The 20695-nt window shown below is 67.0% G+C and carries 16 protein-coding genes and 1 tRNA gene; 8 read left to right on the forward strand and 9 right to left on the reverse strand.

Going from position 1 to position 20695, the window contains the following annotated elements:
- Nucleotides 1-500: 500 nt before the first annotated feature.
- The 5 genes from OV427_RS48990 (at nucleotide 501) to tnpC (ending at nucleotide 7882) form a co-directional block, all read left to right on the forward strand.
- Complete coding sequence (locus tag OV427_RS48990) at nucleotides 501-4958, forward strand: hypothetical protein (protein WP_267863163.1); 4458 nt, start codon at nucleotides 501-503, stop codon at nucleotides 4956-4958.
- Nucleotides 4959-5367: 409 nt separating this feature from the next.
- On the forward strand, nucleotides 5368-5661 hold the full coding sequence (locus OV427_RS48995) for a hypothetical protein (protein ID WP_267863164.1): 294 nt from the start codon (nucleotides 5368-5370) through the stop codon (nucleotides 5659-5661).
- Entirely contained in the window at nucleotides 5645-5971 is a 327-nt protein-coding gene (gene tnpA, locus OV427_RS49000; RefSeq protein WP_267863165.1) for an IS66 family insertion sequence element accessory protein TnpA, read from the forward strand. Before OV427_RS48995 ends, tnpA begins: the two co-directional genes overlap by 17 nt.
- Nucleotides 5965-6330, forward strand: coding sequence for an IS66 family insertion sequence element accessory protein TnpB (gene tnpB / locus OV427_RS49005; protein WP_267856678.1), 366 nt, complete (start codon nucleotides 5965-5967; stop codon nucleotides 6328-6330). Before tnpA ends, tnpB begins: the two co-directional genes overlap by 7 nt.
- A 58-nt stretch (nucleotides 6331-6388) precedes the next feature.
- On the forward strand, nucleotides 6389-7882 hold the full coding sequence (tnpC, locus tag OV427_RS49010; protein ID WP_420718390.1) for an IS66 family transposase: 1494 nt from the start codon (nucleotides 6389-6391) through the stop codon (nucleotides 7880-7882).
- A gap of 539 nt (nucleotides 7883-8421) precedes the next feature.
- On the opposite strand, the gene OV427_RS49015 is transcribed toward tnpC, so the two are convergent.
- Both OV427_RS49015 and OV427_RS49020 read right to left on the reverse strand, forming a co-directional pair.
- Complete coding sequence (locus OV427_RS49015) at nucleotides 8422-9357, reverse strand: DUF2381 family protein (protein ID WP_267863167.1); 936 nt, start codon at nucleotides 9355-9357, stop codon at nucleotides 8422-8424.
- Nucleotides 9358-9371: 14 nt separating this feature from the next.
- A complete protein-coding gene (locus OV427_RS49020; RefSeq protein ID WP_267863168.1) occupies nucleotides 9372-11288 on the reverse strand; it encodes a serine/threonine-protein kinase in 1917 nt (638 codons plus the stop codon).
- A gap of 513 nt (nucleotides 11289-11801) precedes the next feature.
- On the opposite strand from OV427_RS49020, the gene OV427_RS49025 reads away from it, so the two are divergent.
- Nucleotides 11802-11875, forward strand: a tRNA-Arg gene (locus OV427_RS49025).
- Nucleotides 11876-11932: 57 nt separating this feature from the next.
- Here the strand turns inward: OV427_RS49025 and OV427_RS49030 are convergent.
- From OV427_RS49030 to OV427_RS49060, 7 genes are all read right to left on the reverse strand, one after another.
- On the reverse strand, nucleotides 11933-12550 hold the full coding sequence (locus OV427_RS49030) for an iron-containing redox enzyme family protein (protein WP_267863169.1): 618 nt from the start codon (nucleotides 12548-12550) through the stop codon (nucleotides 11933-11935).
- Nucleotides 12551-12552: 2 nt separating this feature from the next.
- A complete protein-coding gene (locus tag OV427_RS49035) occupies nucleotides 12553-13782 on the reverse strand; it encodes a CapA family protein (RefSeq protein ID WP_267863170.1) in 1230 nt (409 codons plus the stop codon).
- Nucleotides 13779-14759, reverse strand: coding sequence for a fatty acid desaturase family protein (locus tag OV427_RS49040; protein WP_267863171.1), 981 nt, complete (start codon nucleotides 14757-14759; stop codon nucleotides 13779-13781). Before OV427_RS49040 ends, OV427_RS49035 begins: the two co-directional genes overlap by 4 nt.
- Nucleotides 14760-14766: 7 nt before the next feature.
- Nucleotides 14767-15378, reverse strand: a complete 612-nt coding sequence (locus OV427_RS49045) for a methyltransferase family protein (protein WP_267863172.1) — start codon at nucleotides 15376-15378, stop codon at nucleotides 14767-14769.
- The gene (locus OV427_RS49050; protein ID WP_267863173.1) at nucleotides 15375-16649 is read right to left on the reverse strand and encodes a hypothetical protein; all 1275 of its coding nucleotides are present in this window, start codon (nucleotides 16647-16649) and stop codon (nucleotides 15375-15377) included. Before OV427_RS49050 ends, OV427_RS49045 begins: the two co-directional genes overlap by 4 nt.
- Nucleotides 16631-17680, reverse strand: coding sequence for a hypothetical protein (locus OV427_RS49055; RefSeq protein ID WP_267863174.1), 1050 nt, complete (start codon nucleotides 17678-17680; stop codon nucleotides 16631-16633). The genes OV427_RS49050 and OV427_RS49055 overlap by 19 nt, the downstream gene beginning before the upstream one ends.
- A 216-nt stretch (nucleotides 17681-17896) precedes the next feature.
- Complete coding sequence (locus tag OV427_RS49060; RefSeq protein ID WP_267863175.1) at nucleotides 17897-18937, reverse strand: hypothetical protein; 1041 nt, start codon at nucleotides 18935-18937, stop codon at nucleotides 17897-17899.
- 645 nt (nucleotides 18938-19582) lie between these two features.
- Here OV427_RS49060 and OV427_RS49065 point away from each other — a divergent pair.
- A complete protein-coding gene (locus tag OV427_RS49065; RefSeq protein ID WP_267863176.1) occupies nucleotides 19583-19807 on the forward strand; it encodes a hypothetical protein in 225 nt (74 codons plus the stop codon).
- Nucleotides 19804-20541 carry a metallophosphoesterase family protein gene (locus OV427_RS49070; protein ID WP_267863177.1) on the forward strand — a complete coding sequence of 246 codons (738 nt, stop codon included), beginning with the start codon at nucleotides 19804-19806 and terminating at the stop codon, nucleotides 20539-20541. Before OV427_RS49065 ends, OV427_RS49070 begins: the two co-directional genes overlap by 4 nt.
- Nucleotides 20542-20695: the final 154 nt, after the last annotated feature.

Genomic DNA, 20695 nt, shown 5'->3' on the forward strand with positions numbered 1-20695 from the left:
GGACATTGGAGTTCACCCGCGTTCACCGGCAGCCGGCCGATTACGTACCAATTACGTACTGCCTATCTCGGCATCAGGGAACCGCTCCCGCGTGGGAGGAAAGCTAGGGCGGCGTGAGCCCGATGGGACTGCGCGGACTCTCCACCCGCTAGGCGTACAGCGTGGGCAGCCCCAAGCAGCGGCCCTTTTTGGCCCTTCCACTTCAGCCCTCGCCTCGATCGGCACCTCATCTTTCTCATTCCCACGGCTCGATGCACCGTCAAAGGCCATCTCCTCCTCACCGCGTCATCCCGCCACCTTCTACTGCCCTACGACTCCCCGTGATGAGCGACTGGAACATTGGGGGGGGATGTAGTTGGATGTCAGTCGTTGTTCATGGGCAACTCGGGGGTAGATGACCGATGGCACGGCGACGTTCCAGGGACAGCATTGCGCTCGGCCGTACTTTCCTTGAGGTCGCAAATGCTGCGGAGTTGCTTGAGTCGGATGAGATGCTGCGAATGGCGCTCGCGTTCAGGCAAGGAAAGAGCTGGTTGCAACTCCTTGAGCACCGCTACGTGGTCGTGCTCGGTGAGGCGGGTACGGGTAAGAGCACAGAGTTTGAGAGCCAGGCTGACGCCTTGGTAATGGCCGGTCGCGCGGCTTTTTTTGTAGAACTCAACGACCTTGCAGAGGACGGTCTCGTTGGAAGCCTCGATCCGGATGACGAGGAACGCTTACATGCATGGCGCAAAACCAAGCAACATGCCGTCTTCTTCCTAGACTCCCTAGACGAGGCGAAGCTACAGAGACACTCGCTCCACCAAGCGCTCCGAAAACTCAGGAAGGAACTGAAGGACGAATGGCAGCGAGTCCAGTTGACAATCTCCTGTCGCGTCAGCGACTGGTGGGCAGACGCCGACAGATCTTCTCTGGAAGAGGTCATACCCAAAGACAGTAATGAAAAAGTGTATGTGGTCCAAATCGCCCCATTGGATGAGGACCAAGTGGCTCGATTGGTCGCCCATATCGGAGTGACTGACGTCGGCGCGTTTATGATCGCCATCAAGGAGAGCCACGCGCAAGTCTTCGTAGAACGACCACTAGATGTGGAGTGGCTCGGAACCTACTGGATGCGTCAGCATCGCATTGGAAGCCTGCGAGAACTGGTCGCTGATAACATTAACGAAAAGCTCCAAGAACGAGCGACTCGCAGGTCCACTCTTCCACGATCCAAGGCAGAGAAAGGTATCCGCGCGCTCGCTGGGATCGCCACGCTCACACGTCGGCATTCCTTCCTTGTGCCTGATGAACAGCACGATATTCACCGAGCCGCATCGGCCATCAACCCAAACGAGGTGCTGGCTGACTGGTCCAACGAAGATATTCAACAGCTTCTACGGCTACCCATTTTTGATGAGTCCACTTACGGCAGGGTACGTATACATCACCGATCAGTACAAGAATACTTGGCTGCCAAGTGGCTGGTAGATCTCAGTGACGCAGGATTAGCTCGGAGCAAACTGGAGGAGTTACTCTTTCGAGAGGAAGCGGGTCAGCGCGTCATTCCAGAGCACCTCGGCCCTGTGGTGGCTTGGTTTAGCCTGTGGGACGCATCCCTGCGTGAAAAACTAGTCAGAGAAGCACCAGTTCTGCTACTTGCGCATGGAGACCCTAGCGGGCTGAGTGTGGATGAGCGCTCAAACATTTTGCGCAACTATGCGCACAGCTACACAGAGCGCAAACATCTATTCGACAGATTTGAACAGGCCAGTCTCGACCGATTTGCGTCACCGGCCTTGGCAAATACGATTATCGACCTTCTCTCTGCCCCAGATCTCCCAGAAGAGCTAACTGCGGTGCTGCTTCAGATCGTTGAGCACGGCCGAATCGTGGGATGCGTTCCGAGCGCATTACGCCTAGCACTTACTCAATCATGCTCGGAACACGTGCGCTTCTTCGCCATCCGAGCGGTGGGCATCGCAGGCAACAAGGAACACCGAGAACAGTTGCTGCCGCTCATTGAGACAACCGAAAACTGGGAACAAGACGTTGCCGGTTCCTTTGTCCGTGCGCTCTACCCAGACCTGCTCAGCATCGACGGCCTACTCCGAGTTCTCTCTCGCGTCGAACCCAAGCGCCGCTACACATTGACAAGCCTACAAATAGTGCTTGAGAATGAGATTCCAGCATCTCACCCTGGGCAGCGCTTGCAATTGCTTCAAGCACTCATGGCCTTCATTGGCACCACCAACGAAAATGGGAAGCGAGAGATACGTCACGAGCGAGCATGGCTTCTACGGGCAGCAGGTAAACTACTGGCGGCCACGCTTGATGATCTGCCTAGCGATAGTGTCCACATGGCTCTTATCAATGTCCACATGGCTCTTGTTAAAGATGCCTTGGAGCTATTTCGGCAGCGCGACGAGACAGGGCTTCAAACAGCGGCAGAGCACGGCGTGGACGAAGTCCGAGAGGCAGTGGCTCGCCACGGAGAGATTCGGAGGATGCTGTTCTGGCAGCGGGTGGAGGCTCATCGTCAGCGCAAGGGAAAGACACCCACCCGCTATCACGAACTTCCCTACAGCCACGATATCTTTGAACTCAGCGCGAACGACGAGCAGTGGCTTACTCGCGACGCGAGCGAGCGAGGCAATATCAGAGAACGTCTACTTGCCTTCGATACGTTGGGATGGGTACTGAATATTCAAGAAAAGCTAGAGTATCGCCTCAGCCAATTGCAAAGTATTGCGGCCAAAGACCCCGTGCTCCGCAAGCGACTGGAGCGCTCAATGAACCGTCCCGCACCGAATCTCCCGTCGATGACAAAATGGCAACGTATCAACCGGGCTCGGGAGCTAAGGCGCAAACGCCAGCATGATATTAGTTGCAAAGCGCTGACAGATCACATTGAGACCATACGGGATGGCACCAACTCTCGTGCATTGTGGTTTCTCTGGGAGCGAACAAAACAGGACGAGACCTACTCAAGCACAAAAGCGCACACGTCTCTTCGGGAACAATATGGTGACAAGATCGCCGATGCGGCCTTGGATGGATGGCGGGCGTTTTGGCGGCTCTACGATCCCCCCCTTCCCCACGAGCGTAAGTCACGCAACACATCGCCATGTGGTATCACTCTTGGTCTCACCGGACTATCCCAGGATATTCAGGCGGGACTTGATATCGCAAATCTTGACGAGGCGCTCGTCGTCAGGGCGATCCGCTATGCGGCGTGTGAACTAAACAGCTTTCCCGACTGGATGGGAGGGATTGCGGAGGCCCATCCAAAGGTCGTCGCTCAGACCTTGGAAGCAGCCATCTCTGCCGATTACGAGCACCCAGACACTGGTACACCAATCAACGACGTCCTGGCAAAGCTCGCGCGCTCTCACCATTCCGCTCGATTCGCGTGCGCGTCCGTGCTCTCCCGTCTGCTTGGCGTGAAAGAGCCACCAATGGTGGAGGCACTGATTGAGACGCTCTCAATACTCCTTACGACCAAGAATGTAGATGTCGCGATAGTTGATGCAATAGCTGAGAATCGCTGCCGCGATGCACTCAAAAACAGAAGGCGGTTCGCTGTTTGGTGGTGCGCTTGGATTGATCGGGATGGCGATTCAGCCCTCGACTTCCTTGAGAAAATGCTGAACGAGTCATCCCCTGATGATGGATATGGAGTGATCGAAGAGATTTGTAATTTCATTCACGAATGCGATGAACGATTTGCCTTAATGCCAATAGCCGCATTCAAAAAGGTTGGCGCCCTGGCTAGATTGATACCACTGGTATACGGGTACATTACCCCGGCCGGTGACACGCATCATGAAGGTGCGTACTCTCCTGGCCCGCGGGACAACGCTCAAACGGTTCGCAGCAATCTGATTACGTGGCTCGCCGACATCCCGGGCACGGAATCAACGACTGCTCTGCGCAAAGTCGCAGAGGACCCACGAATGGCAGGCTTCCGTGACTGGCTCCTCCATAGAGCTGACCAACGGCTGGTTGCAGACCTGAGCAAGGCAACCCCCAGCGTGGCCGACGCTCTCATTGGGCTCTTCAAACAATTTGGTCTCGATGCCGTAAACAACCTAGGTCCCTTGAGCCACGAAACCATGACAAAAATACACGTTGGCATAATCACGATGAAGGAAGAGGAGTACACGGCCCTCCTCGAAAAGCTTAAGCCCTCGGCAACCAGAACAGGGGGAAGGCGAGACTACGATATTGCTGAAATTCAAACCCCCAATGGACTCTGCCGTGTCGGCATCACGCGATGTGTCCAACAAGGAAATACATATGCACAGACTGCTGCAACAGAGATGTTGGCTGACCTGTCGCCTGCTTTCATGTTGGTCGTTGGCATCGGCGGTGGTGTGCCTACGCCAGATTTTTGCCTTGGCGACGTTGTTGTTTCCAGCTACATCCAGGACTTGACGCTAGAGGATACAGGCACAGACTACGACTCTAGTCGATTCGATGCACTAGGTGGGCCGTTGCATCCAGCGGCTAGTCGCATTGTCGAGCGGCTACGCGCGATTGAGCTAGACCATCGCAACAAGGATTGGATTAGCGCTGTCTCGATTGGAGCCAAACGCCCAGGGTTGGACGGCAAAGCCACAACTGATGATGAGGTATGGAACGCTGACATTTCCGATGCGCTCGCGCGGCACGCAAAGCGGGATGCTCCGATGTCCACCGCGAGAAAGATTGCGTCGAGCGATCGACTCGTCAAGAATCCGGATTTAATCAAGACATGGCGCACAGTGTCGAAGGGCGTGGTGGTGGTTGAGATGGAGAGCACGGGCGTCTCTCTTCTGTGCCAACGCAACAACATTCCTGTTCTGGTGATTCGTGGCATTAGCGACATTGTCGGATGGAAGCGTGATGAGGCCTGGACAGTATATGCTTGTCACACGGCGGCTGCACTCACGCGCATGTTGATCGGAGCTGGTCTCTTCTGCTCCGAGAGTTCTTGATTCAAATTTTCCTGCCCGCGCCGCGCAATGTTGAGTTCAAAATCGCCACGAGTTCATCTAAACGGCGGGCGCCTACACGGGGTGGATTGGCCTCTCTACTCGCTGTTCAAGGGGGGCCTAAGTTCAGACAAGAAAGCCCTCTTCCAAGAGGGCACAGGCGACTACCTCTCCGCCGTCATTACGGGCAAGGGCACCCAAGACCATGTCTGCGGACAGTGCTGCCACTGCTAGGATTGGAAACAAGCAGGACACGGTCGGAAAGTTCACCTCGGTGAACGGTATAAGAGCCGTGACGGTCCCTACCGTTGCAGCACCTTCCCCATCAATCTGCGCCCTGCGGGACGCGCTCACGACGCGCGCCACGAGGGCCTCTCCGGGCCTGCCGTGCACGTGCGTCCTGGAGGACACCATGAACGACGAGGATGACACCCCGGCTCACCTCTACGAGGAGAAGGTGGTGAGCCTCAACCTGGAGCTGGCCAACCTGGAGCACGCCCTGCACGGAGCCCAGCTTCTGGCCGAGCTTCTCGCCAACAACGACATGCCGACCGCTGAGGCCGACCGGCAGGCGCCCCGCTCCGTCGTCGCGATCCTGGCCCTGGCGGATGCACGGCGCCGTATCCGTACGACGGACGACGTGCCGCAGGGCCTTGAGGGGATGAGCAAGTCAGGTCATCCCTTGTCGGGTGCCGAAGAGAGCTGAGAAGCCGGAGTGGACGCGCGTCGCCGAGGAGTTCGAAGCGAGCGGGCAGACGCAGCGGGAGTTCGCCGAAAGCCGAGGGCTGCGGCTGAGCACGCTGCAGTCGTGGGTGTACCGGCGTCGGCGCCAGGTGAGTACTGAGGCGGAGCCGCCCGTGCGCTTGCTGCCCGTGCAGATGAGCGGAGCGCCCATGGCGGAGGGGATGCCGTTGGAGGTGCTCACCGTCAGTGGGGCGCGCGTGCGCTTCGCGTCGGACACGGACGTCGACTACGTGGCGCGACTGGTGGCGGCGCTGGGGCGTGCGGCGTGCTGACGTTGCCGGCCTCGGTGCGAATCCTGCTGGCCACCGGGCCGGTGGACATGCGCAAGTCGATAGACGGGCTCATGGCCCTGGTACGCACCGGCTGGGGCGAGGACGTCTACTCGGGCCACCTCTTCGCCTTCGTCAGCCGGCGAGGAGACCGGGTGAAAATCCTCACCTTCAGCCGGGGCGGCTTCGTCCTGTACTACAAGCGCCTGGAGACGGGCCGCTTCCGACTGCCGCCGGTGGACGCCGACGCGCAGTCCGTCGCGCTCGACGCCACGCAGCTGGCAATGCTGCTGGACGGTATCGACGTGGCCGAGGTGAAGCGCCAGCCCGCCTGGACGCCCCCAGGGCGGCCAGGGAGCTGAGCACGTCACGCAGGCAATGGCCCACCCGACGGGTTGTTCCTCGCGGGTGCCCCGTCCGCTGCCACTCGACCACCACTGCCTCTGGCGCGAGGAAGCCGAGGAGCTCAAGGCCGAGGTGGGCCGCATCGGCGGGGAGTTGGACACCCTCAAGGGCCAGATGGCGGCCCTCCAGCGCCACGTGTTCGGCAAGAGGGCGGAGAAGCTGCCGACCGTGGCAGCCGAGCTGCGCGGGGAAGAGGCGAGCGCGGAGTCGAAGGCGGCACGGGACGAGGCGGCGCTGAAGAAGCGACGAGAGCGCGCGGCCCGCAGGGCGGAGGCGTGCCCCACGCGTGAGATTCACCACACCGTCCCGGCTGAGGAGCGGCACTGCCCCGCCTGCGGCAGCGAGGACTTGAAGCTGCTGGGCAAGGGCCGCACCACCGAGGTGTACGAGTACCTGCCGGCCCGCTTCGAGCGGCAGGTGCACGTGCAGGAAGTCCTCTCGTGCAAGTGCGGTGGAGGCGTGGTGACGGCGCCCGCGCCCGCCAAGGTGGTGGACAAAGGCGAGTACGGCCCCGGCTTCCTCGCCCACGTGGTGACGTCCAAGTGCGCCGACGCCATGCCGCTGCACCGGCTGGCCCAGCGCATTGAGAGGGGCGGCGTGCCGATGAGTCGCAGCACGCTGACGGACCTTTTCCACCTGTCCGCCTCGGTGCTGCTGCCGCTGTCCCGCCACCTGCTGCAATGCATTGCGTCCGCCGAGGTGGTGTGGGCCGACGAGACGCCACTGCGCGTGCTGGACGTGAAGAAGACGCGTCTGGGCTACCTCTGGACCTTCCTCACCCAGAACGAGAAGGGCGAGTGGCTCATCGGCTACCGCTTCAGCATGGGGCGTGCGGGCAAGACGCCCCTGGACGTGCTGGGAGGCACCACGGGCGCGCTCGTGGTGGACGGGTACACCGGCTACAACCCGGTGACGCTGCCCGACGGGCGCACCCGCGTTGGATGTTGGGCGCATGTGCGTCGCCGCTTCTTCGACGCGCTCGCCACCGCTCCCGAAGCACGTGAGGCCATGGACCTCATCCTGGCCCTCTACCGGGTGGAGGCCCAGGCGCGCGAGGCGGATGTGGTGCGCACGGCCGCCCACCGCGAGCTGCGCCAGCGGCACAGCTCGCCCGTTCTCGGGCAGCTGCGCGCCTGGCTCGAGCAGCAGGCTCCGCGGCATCCGCCGAAGGGGCCGCTGGGGCAGGCCATTTCCTACGCGATGAAGCAATGGGACGCCCTGGGCCGCTTCGTCTCCGATGAGCGCCTGCCCTTGGACAACAACCGCTCAGAGGCGGCGCTCAGAAAGGCAGCGCTGGGAAGGAAGAACTTTCTCTTCGTCGGCCACGAGGCTGCGGGAGAGAACCTGGCCAGCCTCTACGCGCTGGTGGCCACATGCGAAGCCAACGACGTCAACCCGGAGGAGTATCTCGCAGACGTGCTGCTGCGGGTGCAGACACACCCCGACTCGCGCATCGGAGAGCTGCTGCCGCACGAATGGAAGCGCCTGCGCGCCTCCGACTCCTCCTGAGCCCCTCGCGCAGGTCCATCCCACCCAATCGCTCACGCCCGGGTTCGCGACCACCGCCGAGCACAATACCCGTCCGTCTTTCAAGCAGTCCGGCACGTCATCCGCCGTACGGATACCACGGCGCCAGCAGATCCGCCGGGTCATCAGGGGTGAAGCTGATGCACGGCACCTGTGGGCGCCGCACAACGCCATAGCTCGGAGCCGCTTCCAGGGGACGCGGAGGACGTGAGGCTGGAACCCCGGACTTCGCCCAGGCCATCGGCCACTCCCGGCACCAGGACGAGCGCGAGCAAGACGGCCAGGCGCAAGCCCCAGGCGAAGCGGGCCGCGAGGAAGACGGTAGCCGGCGGACCGGAGGCCCCCTTGCAGCGGGAGGAGGGCGCGCCCCCTCCTGCTGCGCCCGCGTCTCCGTGATACCCGGCAGTGGCCGGAGGGGCTTGGGCTTCACGAGGGTGTCATGCACCGGCAACGGTGAGGACACCCGGAGGTCGTCAGACCTCTTTAGCCCTCGGCTCCATGCCCGTGCTCGTCGGCGCGCGTCACGGGAATGAAACTCCCGACAGGGTGATGGTGCGGCCGGTACCCGCCTCCCACAACTTGAGCGTGAAGGGCCCCTGGGCCTCCTCTTTTGTCGCCACCGCCTCCACCAGGATGTGTTGCAGATTTCTGTCCGCTTCAAAGGGACCTCGCTGCCATACCGGCAGGATCTTCAGCTCCACGCCCGTTCTGCTCGTAAGCAGCGCCCCCGCCGTGGCCCATGGCTGCACACCCTGCGGATTCTCCATCACGAGCTCCACCGCCACCCTGCCGGCAGAGCGGTAGCTGTAGACCTCCAGCGTCACCAGTGCGTTTCCGGGAAATTTCGTGACGGCTTCGTTGAGCAAGCGGGTCGATACCCCCGTGTTGTCCATCTGCTTGGTGACGATGAGTCCCACGAGTCCTCCCGGTCCTCCGCGCTCGGCCCGCTCCCGCTCCAGCTCCTCTTGGCACCGCTGCGCCTCCACCTTCGCCTCCTTCGCCTCCCGCTGGTAGGACGCGGCGGTGCGGGTGGTGCGGTACACATCCAGCAGCCGCTCTGCACGAGCCGGATGCACCACGAGCGTGAAGGCCGCGCCAGCGGGGGCCGCACCGTCCTTGAAGCGCACCACGAGTCGAAGCCGCTCTCCGCTCTTCAGCGCGTCCGAGGGGAGGAGCCGGAGTGTGGCCTGGCCGGCGTCCACGAGGATGAAGGACTCCCGCTTCTCCAGCGCCACCGTGTCCTTGCCTTCCTTGTCCCGCAGCAGCTCCACATCAAAGGCCAGCGTGGTGGACAGCCCCGGGCTGATGTGCAGCTCGGGCTCGTCACCAGTGGGCTCCGCCGGAAGCTCGAGCTGCCGCACGCCTGCATTCCATGAGGGGAGAGGCGGCTCTCCGCTGGCCGGCAGTCCCATCAGCACGGTGAGCGCTACCAGCGCGGCAGAGTATGAAGCGGACATGGGGGGCATCACCCTCACTCGAAGCGGTTCACGGGATTCGCACGCCCGGTCGTCCAGATACGGGCGAAGTCGGCTTCACTTCCGGGCTTGCGCTCCAGGCCGCGCTCCCTGCTGCTGCTGAGCAGCTCAATGCACACCGGATACGTGCGGCCCTGGTTCGTCCGCGCCCAGGTGAAGCGGCCATACACGCGCTCGGAGAGGTAGAGCTTGCCGTAGAGCAGCGACCCGCTCCGGAGTCCCTCCCAGCCCTGTCCCAACCGCACGGTGGTGTTCCCCTCGCGCACGGTGATGACGTGGGGCTCGCCTTTGATGACATCGAAGACGAAGACGCGGGTGTCCCCCAGCTCGATGCCCAGCTCCTTCATCGCCTCCAGAGCGCCCGGCGGGCACTCTTCCGGTGGCGGAGTCGGACGAACCTGGGGGCCGGAACAGGCGAGGTTGAGACAGGCGCCCGCAACGCCCATGGCCTTCATCCCCACCTTCTTCAACGCGCTGGCAGACGGCTTCGACTCCTTCATCACGGGTGCATCCTCTTTCGTCAGCGCCGCGAGAGGCGCGGCGGCCACAGCGGTTGCCTCCACCATGAGCGGAGCTGTGGCAGGGGCAGCTTCCGGTAGCGCCTCCACTGGCGCTACTTCACGGAGAGGTGCGGAGCGCGTCACCACGTTGGACGGTGACGAGGGCACCTTGGCATCGGATGCAGCTCCGCCCTCCAGCAGCCGCATCCCCCAGGCGGCCAGGCCCACCATCCCCGCGAGCAGCACGGCCACCACCAGCACCGGCGAGTGCAGCCGCTGTTGTACTGGAGGCACCTCTACTGGCGGCTCCTGCCCCAGATCCACGACGTCTCGCCGGTCCGGTTGCCGGACGAAGGGTAAGGCGGGGGCGATGACCAACCTGGGCGCGGGTGGCGTGCCGGAGTACGTGGGCCACTCTGGCCGGCGGATGCGACGTCGGTGGGCAGTGCTGGGGTCAAGCTCGGTGCCCTGCTCCTCGTCCCACTCGAAGAGGCTGGCCTCCCACGCCGCGGACTTGCCGAAGCTCACCGCCGCCATGAGCGCCGCGTGCAGCTCGGTCCCCGTCGGGTAGCGATCCTGCGGCTTCTTCGCCAACAGCCGCATGATGACGCCGCTGAGCGCCCGAGGCGTGCGCCGGTTGAAGTCAGCTGGCGCCGGGGGCGTCTGCCCCTCGATGGCCAAGTACAGCATGTCGGGCGGCAGGTGCGGCGGGAACGGGTAGTGCCCTGTCACCGCCCTGTACAGGCTTACGCCCAGTGCGTACAGGTCATCGGTGGGCTGGTACTCGTACCGCGCTCCCGGACGTCCGTGGTTCGCCCGGTGGAAGCGCACCGACTCGGGGCTGCGCAGGAGCAAGGTGCCCGGGGGCACCGTCTGCTCGGTGATGGTGGCCGCGCCCGCGTAGTCCCCGATGCCGAAGTCGATGAGCAGCGGCTCGCCATCCGGTTCCCGTATGAGAATGTGCGCGGGCTTAAGGTCGCGGTGCAGCACTCCCGCCCGGTGGAGCGCATCGAAGGCCAGAGCCACCTTGCCGGCGGACTGCGCCAGCTCGCGGAAGCTCGGATTTACCTCCTCGGCCCAGGTGTCCAGCGGCCGGCCGTTCACCCAATCCATGACGAAGTAGAGGTAGCCCGTCTGCGGATGGGGCCACCTGCCGCAGGCGTGTAAGCGCACCACGTTGCGGTGCACGGCCTTGATCATGAGCAGCGCGACTTCACGCTCGGCACGTTCGTCACCAGGACGAAGCGCCAGCTTCAACGCGTAGAATTCGCCGGGCCGGGCCATGTCCTCCACGCGGTACACGGCTCCGAAGCCGCCCACTCCCAGCCGCTCCACCACGCGCCAAGTGCCCACCTCCGTGCCGGGCCCCAGCGCCTCCGGGTACACCTGAAAGTTTTCCGCGTGCAGGGGCATCAGGCGGCTCACCTCGGGTACAACCTAGCAGGTTCCCGAGCCACCCCGGTTGTATACCTACTTCCCCGGTTGGACGGTGGTCTGCCCTCCAAAGGGCAACTCCCGCCCGCGCCGCGGCATAAGAGCCATGGCGGAAGCCTCCGCTGGCATCCAGTCTCTTCCGGACTGGGCGCCTTCCTCCAACCCCACAACCCGCAACACGGCGTACCGCGAGTCACACGGGCCACGGAGCACCCGCTCCACTCGGGGCGAAGTACGTCCGCACATTCCGGCGGTAGCGCTAGGTGCGCCCCTCGGCTTTGGGGTGGGCGAGGAAGCGGGCCACCAGCTCCGGACCCATGAGGACCGCCTCGGAGGCGGCCTTCTCGGCCGCCTCGGCTTTCCTCAGGTAGGCGTCAGATCACGGTCGAACAGAGCCGGTTCGGCAAGCGCGTCAGACTCGTTGCGCGCGGACAGTCGCTTGCTATAACGGGCGCTGTTGAAGACCACGGAGTTCCGCAACTCAAGTCGTCCGACCCCGTAGCTCAGTTGGATAGAGCGGCGGTTTCCTAAACCGCAGGCCACAGGTTCGATTCCTGTCGGGGTCATCGCCCTGCTTCCTGAATCTCTGGAAGCAGGGCGTTTTTCTGTCCGGTGGCGCCCGCTCACGGCCGCGCCTCGCCGGCCAGCGCCGCGCGGTGGATGGCCACCCAGAAGTCGGCGGCCCGCCGGGCCCCTTCGAGCAGCGGCTCCGGGTGCCCGGCCCCCAGCGCCGCGCAGAGCGCCTGGGCCCGCGCGCCGTGCTCCAGGTCCACGTCGAGGTGGACGAGGATGAAGCGCGCCTTCGTCCGCTCCAGCCCGAGCCGCCCCAGCCCCTGGCGGGCCTCGCCTCCCAGGTGCCGCGCCACGCCCTCCAACACGCGCAGCGCGCCCAGGAAGGCGAGCTGCCGCTCCGGCCCGATTCCCTCCCAGAAGGCGTGGAAGTCGGCCACCTCGCGAGGCGTGTCGGACGAGGGCTCGCGCCCGAAGGCCGCGAGGTCCGCCTGGGCCAGCAGGTAGTGCGACTGCTCGTCCCCCGCCAGCTCCGCGAAGAAGGCCTTCAGCTCGGGGAGCGTGGCGCGCTCGGCCGCGAGCCGCAGCCGGTCTCCGCTGCGCCGCGTGTAGTGGTACATCATGTCGAGGAACGCCATGTAGCGCTCTGGCGTCACCGCCGGCAGCCAGCTCGCGACCTGCCGCGCCATCCCGACGGTGAGCGCCTCCAACTGCTCCTCAATCGACGACATCCTCAGTCCCTCCGGTCCGAAAGCAGCGCGCCCAACGTCCGCCGGGCATGCGCGAGGTGCGGCGCCGCCCGCTGGGGGGGCAGCTCGTCCAGGCGCACCACGCCCGCGTCGAGGAACCCCTCCCCTCCGAGGCCCCGTCCACAGGCGGTGGGCACCGCGCGCAAATCCACCGGCTGGAGCACGCCCCGCGCGTCCCGGGCGAACGCGAGCTTCAGCACGGCCCCCGTCTGGCACCCCAGCGTGGGCATGATGCTCAGGAAGTTGCCCAGCGAGTACGCGATGAGCCCCATCCGCGCGGGCCCGCCCCGGCGCACCTGCGTGGGGCAGGTGGCGTCCGCGCCGTCGATGGACACCCACTCCACTGGCTGGAGGACATGTGGCGAGGAGCCCAGGACGAGGTCCGCCCCGCGCTCGATGAGCCTCCGGGCGTGCTCGCGCTGGAGGGCCTCGGGCCAGTACTCGTACTCGAAGCCCCAGTGCGGCATCAGCACCACCAGGTCCGGCCCCACCGCGCGAGCGGTGTCGATGAGCGCGCCCAGCCGCTCCCAGTCCGGCGCGTGGAGGGGGCTGCCCAGCCGCGTCACCGGCACCCCGGCGGGCGGCGCCCCCACGAGGTGGTTGATGTCATACGTCACGGCGGCGATGCCCATCCGCACCCCGTCCACCTCCAGGGCGGCCACCGCGTCCTCCGGCCGAGGGCCTCCCACGCAGCGGTGCTGGGAGGAGGCCAGCACCGTCCCCCGGGTCCGCTCCAGCCCTTCGGCGCCCTGGTCGAGCGCGTGGTTGTTGCAGAGGGAGAAGACGCGGTGGCGCGCCGTGCCCTCCCAGGCCGCGAGGTAGTCCGGCGGGGCGTTGTAGTGGAGCGTCTCGTAGACGAGCCGGGGCACGGGCCGCGCCGGGTCCACCGGCGTCTCCAGGTTGGCGAAGGCCACCGCGTCCCCCGCCATCACCTCCCGGACGCCGGGAGAGAGGGCGCGGTGGAAGCCGCTGCGAATCCACATCATGTCGCCCACGGCGCTCAGCCGGAGCTCCGGCGCGCCCGCGTGCCGCCAGCTCCCCGAGGCGAGGTGCCGGGCGACTCGCGCGAAGTGCTCCCCGGTTCCGGCCGAGCGCGGCTCCGGCAGGTGCAGGAGGCTCTTGGTGATGTAGCGCAGGTTGAGGTCCCACCGGGACAGCGGCCAGCGGCCGTCCTCGTAGCGGATGTCCGCGTACAGCCGGCGCAGGGCGTTCATGGGCGCTTTCGCTCCAGGGTGACGAGTCGCACGTCCTCCTCCACCACCATGGGGCCGGCCAGGAGGGCCCGCCACATGACGTGGAGGTAGCTGTCGAAGACGGGGGCCCCGCGCGCGAGCAGCTCGGGGCGCAGGCGCGCGTGCAGCCGCGCGAGGTTGTAGCCGGGCACCCGCGGGTAGAGGTGGTGGTCCAGGTGGTGGTTGAGGCCGTTCCACAGGAAGGTGACGAGCCGGGTGCTGCGCACCGTCGTCGCGGTGTGGAAGCGGTCGCCGCGCCAGACGTTGGCGTGGTGGTCGGAGATGGACTTGAGCCCGTTGAGGGGGCTGGCGAAGAGCACCGGCAGCAGCCAGCACTCCACCGCGCCCCCGAGGAGCCCGTGGCCCGCCAGGAGCCAGAAGAGCAGCGCGTAGAAGGCCCCGTAGCCGAGCAGCACCCGCGCATGGCGGCGCAGACGGGCGGCGTCGAAGTACTGCACCGGGTAGAGGACGTTGAAGTAGACGAGGCTGAGCGGCAGGCCCAGCAGCACGGTGGCGTAGAAGAGTGCCCACAGCCCGGGCGAGCGGCGGCCCGCGTTGTAGGCGTCAGGGTCCTTCTCGGTGCGGTTCCAGCGGTGGTGCGCGAGGTGGTCGTGCCGCATCGGCTCGTAGGCGATGCCCACGAGCAGGCTGAGCCCGTTGCCGAAGAGGCGGTTCTGCCAGGGCCTCGGGAAGAGGGTGTCGTGCCACGCGTCGTGGTCGAGCTGGATGAGCCCCATGACGCCCAGGGCCGCCAGCAGCCACAGGGGCAGCTTCAGCCAGAAGCCGCTGACGTGCGCGAGCCCCACGCCGGCCAGCCCCCACACGCCCAGGTGGAGGGCCGCCATGCCCAGGGCCCGCGCGGGGCGGATGCGCAGCAGTTCCACCAGCTCGTCGCGGGAGGGGCCCGGCCCGGCGGGGGCGGCGGGTGAAGCGGAGGCGGGGGCGAGGGCGGGCTGCATGGGGCCTTTAGAGGTAGCGGGGGACGCGCTGGCGGTAGCGCGCGTAGGCCTCGCCGAGGCGGGCGGAGAGGTAGCGCTCCTCCTGGAGCACCAGCCCGTGGAACAGCCCCCCCAGCCCCGCGCACGCCCCGAGCGTCACCAGCGACGGAGCCCAGAGCGAGGCGCCCACGAGGTACAGGTAGGAGAAGACGTAGATGGGGTTGCGCGAGTAGCGGTGGAGTCCTCTCTCGTGCAGCACGGGCGGGGCCTCCCCCGCGTCCACGCCGATGCGGAACGTCGCGCCCATGCCGTACTGCGCCGCCAGCATGCCCACCAGCCCGAGCACGCCCAGCGCCCAGCCCACCTCCGGCGGAAGGGCCAGCAGGGGCCGGCCCCAGGGCAGCTCGGACCAGCGCGGCCAGAGCGCCGCCGCCACCACCGAGCCAGCCCACACCAGCGAGGCGCCGCTGATGCGCCGCGTGAGGCGCGTGTGGGCGGAGTCGGCCCCGGTGCTCCGGTAGGCCAGCGGGCTGCGGCCGAAGCGCAGGCGGTAGACGAGGCTGGAGCCCAGGTGCCCCAGCAGCAGGTGCAGCGAGATGAAGCCCAGGTAGAGCGCGGGCGCGTCGCCAGGCCCCTTCATGGTCCCACCACCTCCGCCGGAAGCCCGAAGCCCGAGGACGCCCAGCCCGCGAGCTGCTCGGTGAAGTCGCGCAGCTCGCCCCGGGTCCACAGTCCCTCGAACGTCGCCGTGCTGATGTTGAGCGTGTCGCCAAAGCCCAGGCCCGTCGCGCCCCAGGTGGCCGTGTGGCTGCGCATGGAGTGGATGCGGAAGGGCGCGTCCACGAAGTGCTTGTCGAGCCGCCCCAGGTAGGTCGCCACCAGCGTGTTGGTGCGGGGCTCGGCCACCAGCCCGGGGCGCGCGTTGCGCCGCAGCACGGGCCCCGGGGCGAGCCGCGCCACCGCCATGCACTCCAGCGCCGTCGTCCAGTGCACGCCCTCGTCGAGCACGCGCCGCAGCGCCTCGCGCACCAGCGCCGCCAGGGCGGGCGCGTCCTCCAGCCGGGCGCGGACCTCCCGCAGGGGCAGCTCCAGCGGCACCGTCGAGCAGCCATTGCCCAGCATCCGCCCCAGCCCCAGCATGCGCCGCAGGTCCACCGGCACCCGCAGGCGGATGAGCCCGTCCTTCGTGGGCTCGCGCAGCGCGACGCCCGCCAGCAGCGCGGCGAAGAAGACCTCCGAGGCCTGGACGTCCGTGCGGCCCGCCGGGAGTGTCAGTCGCGCCGTCGCCATCAACGAGCGGCCCGCGGTGTCTCCACTGCGGCGCAGGCCCAGGCCCCGCTGCGCGAGGAGCCGGCGGCGGGGGCTCGCGAGGCCCAGCACCCGGCCCGGCCCGCGCAGCGCCGCGAGCAGCACCTTGCCATCCGTCAGCGTCGAGGGGCCCAGCGGGGGCGACTCCGACGCGCGCCCCGCGCAGTGCAGCCAGAGCCGCTCCAGCAGGTGGGCGAGCGCTTTGGCGTCCCCAATCGCGTGGTGGAGCTGGATGGCGAAGAGCCACGGGCCCGGCGCGCCATCGGCCAGGGGGTGGAGGTGCAGCCGCAGCGGCACGTCCCTCGCGAGGTCCACCCGGGTGTTGATGACCCGCGTCACCGCCTCGGGCTCGCCCAGCGGCTCGGCGCCTTCCAGCAGGGCCGCGTCCACCGCCTCGTCCGTGCGCGGCGCGGGCACCCACGCACCGCGCGCGTCGTCCCAGGCCACGTTGAGGCGCTCGCTCTCGCGCACCAGGGCGCGCAAGGCCCCGCGCAGCCGCGCCACGTCGGGCCGCGCGTCGATGCGCAGCAGCACCGTGGCCCAGATGGTGGCCACCTCACCGTCCAGTCGCGCGAGGAGCGTGTCTATGAAGTTCGCGCGCATCGCTCCACCCATCCGCTCCAAAGGGCCCGGGCCGCCTCGCCGTCCAGCCGCGCCCGCCCCACCGCCTCGCGCGCCCGCTCCGGCGCCGGCAGGTGCTGGAAGACGATGTCGTCGGGCGCGTCCAGGCGCGGGCGGAGGCCCGTCGGCAGGTAGCCCGCCGCGAGAAGCACGGGCGTGGCCTCGGCCACCCGCTGGGGCTCGCCCATGGACAGGTGGACGAGGTCCACGCGCGCCCGCGAGGACGGGAGCGCCGTGGCCCCCTGCCCTTCCCCGGCAGGCCCCACCAGCTCCCGCCGTTCGAGCCGCAGGGACTCGTTCCAGTCGAGCGGGCGCAGCACGAGGCCCCCGGCGCGAGGGCGGCGCTCCAGCGGCGTCAACTCCACCGTCCCCGGCAGGCCCGAGGCGGCGAGGATGGACGCGAGCCACTCCCCCCACGGCCCCGCGGGCAGGAAGCGCCGGCGCGGAGGCAGCGGCGCGAGCACCGTCGTCATCGCCAGCGCCTGCATCGGCAGGCCCGAGCCCTCCACCCCCACCAGCGTCTCCCCCTCGGTGTAGTCGACGATGAGGCCCACCGGCACGGCCCGCATGAAGCGCGACGCGTAGCGCTGCGCCATGAGGTGCAGCGTGGACGTCTGCTGGTGCAGGAAGCCCACGCGCGCCTCGAGCCGCTCCAGGAGGTGGCTCCACAGCCGCTCGTGCTCGGAGCGGTCCATGGCGGTGCGCCGGCTGGGCAGAGCCATGGAGAGCCCCGAGTCCAGGGAGTCCCGCCCCGGCTTGCACCACAGCCCCGTGTGCCAGAGGAGCGTGCCCCGGGCGTCGAACTCCCCCAGGCTGAGCAGCGCGCCGGCCCTCCAGAGCCGCGAGGCCCCTCCAGGCTCATGGAGGAAGCGGTAGGAGTAGCTCCCGGCGTAGCGCGCGTGGAGCAGCTCGCGCAGCGCGGGCTCATCGGGTTCCGCCAGCCAGCGGGTGTGCTCGCTGGGCTGGGCGGCGCGAAGGCCGTGAAAAGGGGTGGCGGCGCGTTCCCGGCACATGGAGTTTCAGCAATGCACCAACAGGGCCAGCCGGGAAGCCCCCCTCCTTCCGAGGGGATGGGCCCGGCCGCCGCCCCGCGCCCCCACCGGGTGTGCAGCCCGCTACACGAAGTGGAGTGCTCGGCTGCACAGGCGGCAAGCGCCTGCCCGGCCGTCCTGGTCGCGCCTCGAACCCCCGAGCACCCAGGGGCTCCAAGGTCGCGGCGCCAGCCCCTTTCACGGGTAGTGGATGCGGGCCCGGATGGCGCGGTGGCCGGAGTAGTTGAGCGGGTTGTCCGAGCCGGTGAACTTGCGGTCGGCGGCGTCGCCCTCGTCATAGGTGACGGTGTGGCCCGAGGACGAGCGGGCCGCCGCGTTGAAGAAGAGGAAGTCGATGCGCCCCCCTCCCCCTCCCGTCCAGTTGTCCCCCAGGCACGCCTTGCTCCCCCCGCAGACCTCGTAGATGGGGTCGTTCCAGCCGTAGTTGACCGTGCTGGAGAGCTGGCTGTTCGCCTGGTTGTACCACTGCTTGAAGTCGCCGCTGGAGTTGAGGTCCCCCTCGTTGGAGTCAACGCCCCAGATGATGAGGTCGGCGGTGCCGGTGCCTCGCACCCTGGCGTCCGTGCGCTGGATGTTGACCTCCGCGCACGCGGGGTCCGAGGCCGGGCCGCCCTGGTCTGTCGGCCAGTGCGTCGACCCGAGGATGACCCGCTTGCCGGTAATCTTGTCCCTGAAGGCCATGCGCACGCCGATGGAGCGCGACTGGCCATTCAGCACGCACGCGCCATTGGCGCCCTTGTCGGCCTGCCAGGTGTCTCGCGTTCCGGCGATGGGCTCCAGGCGGCCGGTGCGGTAGATGATGGCGTTGGTCTGGTAGCGCTTCGCCTCGCCGCAGGGGCTGAGCTGGGAGTCCGGGTTCGCCTCGGCGATGATGAAGTCATACAGCCCGGGCAGGTTCTGCTGCATGTATTGAGCGAGGTTGCCGGCCTGGCCCGCGCCGCTCATCTGGTGGACGATGAAGACGTCCGGCGAGTACGTCTGGTCCTTCATGTAATAGATGAGGTCCTGCCAGTCCCCCTCGCACGGGTTCTCACCGGGGTTGGGCAGGTTCTCGTAGTTCACGTTGTAGGCCACCAGGAAGCCCGGGTTCTCGTTCACCGTGACGCCCTGGGGGAGCGAGCCCACCGCCTCAGGCTCCGCCGTGTCCTTGACCGGGGTCTCCCCACAGCCAAAGAGGAAGAGAGAGGTCATCACCGACACTGCGACTCTGAATTTCATGGGGACCTTCGATTGGGATGGGCTGAGGAATTCAGGCTCCATCCTGGATGAGGGCCCGTCCCGGCGGCCGTCTTGAAAAATCCGCTCCCGGCCTGGCCTGGGCGTCCGACTTGAACGCGCCATCGGCGCTGAGTCGTCCCCGGGAGCAACGGCCAGTTGCCGGCGGTGTTGGCCAGGGACGGTCCGTTGCCGCGCCACTGCGTCACCAGCCGCCAGGCGCCGGCGGGCTCGAGAGGAAGGCAAGGAGCGGGTGGTTGTTGTTCAGCTCTGACTGGTGGACGTTGCCCGCGCCAATCGCGTCCACGCCCGAGAGCACCTGGATGGGTGTATGACTTTGCGTGGGCGCCGCGAGCGTCCGAACCTCAGCCCGCCCGGCCGCCGCCACCGCTTCCTTCTCCCAGGAGTAGAGGGTGGGGACGCTGACGCCCGACTCCTCCCCTCGCCCCCGGCTTGCCCTACACCGCGCGCGCTTCCCCCAACATTGAACCAGAACATGCACGGATGGGCGGGTTGTTTTTCCTCTGAACCTCGCCACCTTCGAGGTCCAAGGACCCGCCGGGATCATCCCTCACATGCACATGCGGAGCGCGACGCCGCGTCGCGTAACGCTTGTATGAATGGAGCGTATACATGGATGCCAGCGAGATGCTCCCCCAACATAGGGTCGGCCACCTGCGGCAGCTCCTCGCCACGGACCCACGAACCAACCTCCTCGACGTGCAGCTCAGGATCACGGGCAATCGCGTGTTCATCGCCGGTCGCGTCGAGTCGGACTCGTTACGCGCGGCGGTGGAGCAGGTGGTGCGCGAGGCACTTCCCCCGGAGATGCAGGTCGTGAACAATCTGTCCGTCACGGCCTACGTCCCATGAGAATCGCCGCCGTCGGGGATATCCACGCCGGAATGGACTCGGCGCCGCTGATCCGGGCCGCCGTCGAGCACTTGCGGGGCCGGGCCGACATTCTGGTGGTGGCCGGCGATCTCACGCAGCACGGCTCTGTCGAGGAGGCCCAGGTCGTGGCTCGCGAGCTCGCGCGCCTCGAGTTGCCGATGTTCGCGGTGCTGGGCAACCACGACTACCACATGGGCGCCGAGCAGGCGATTAGCGCCACGCTCGAGGACGCGGGGGTGCGCGTCCTCGAGGGCAAGGCGGTGGTCTGCGATGTCGATGGCGTGCGGGTCGCGGTGGCCGGGGTCAAGGGGTTCGGCTGCGGGTTCGCCGGCGCGTGCGGCACCGAGTTCGGCGAGCCCGAGATGAAGCTGTTCGTGCGGCGCTCCCGGGAGAGTGGCGAGCAGCTGGCCCGTGCCCTCGCCACCGCGGACGCCAACCTCCACGTCGCGCTCACGCACTTCTCGCCCGTCAAGGACACGCTCCTCGGCGAGCGCCCCGAGATCCACCCCTTTCTGGGCTCGTTCTTCCTGGCCGACGCGATCGACCAGGGTCCGTGCGACGTGGCGTTTCACGGCCACGCGCACAACGGCACTGAGTGGGGGCTCACCGCGGGCGGCGTCCCGGTGCGAAACGTAGCCCGGTTCGTCCTACGTGCCGCCTACAAGGTGTACGAGCTCGACCCGGCGGCGCCACCCGGCTCGCGCCTGCGCTGACCGAGCGACGGACGAGCCCGCTGGCCGAAGCCGGACAGCCTTGCGCGTCGAACTTCCTCCGCGCACTGGACTGCGGCGCGCCTGGAGCGGTTGCACTGAAGGAGAACTGGCCGCTCCTCGACACCTGGGTGGACGACCGCACAGCTTGCACGAG

The organism is Pyxidicoccus sp. MSG2 (assembly GCF_026626705.1).
Taxonomy (GTDB): Bacteria; Myxococcota; Myxococcia; order Myxococcales; family Myxococcaceae; genus Myxococcus.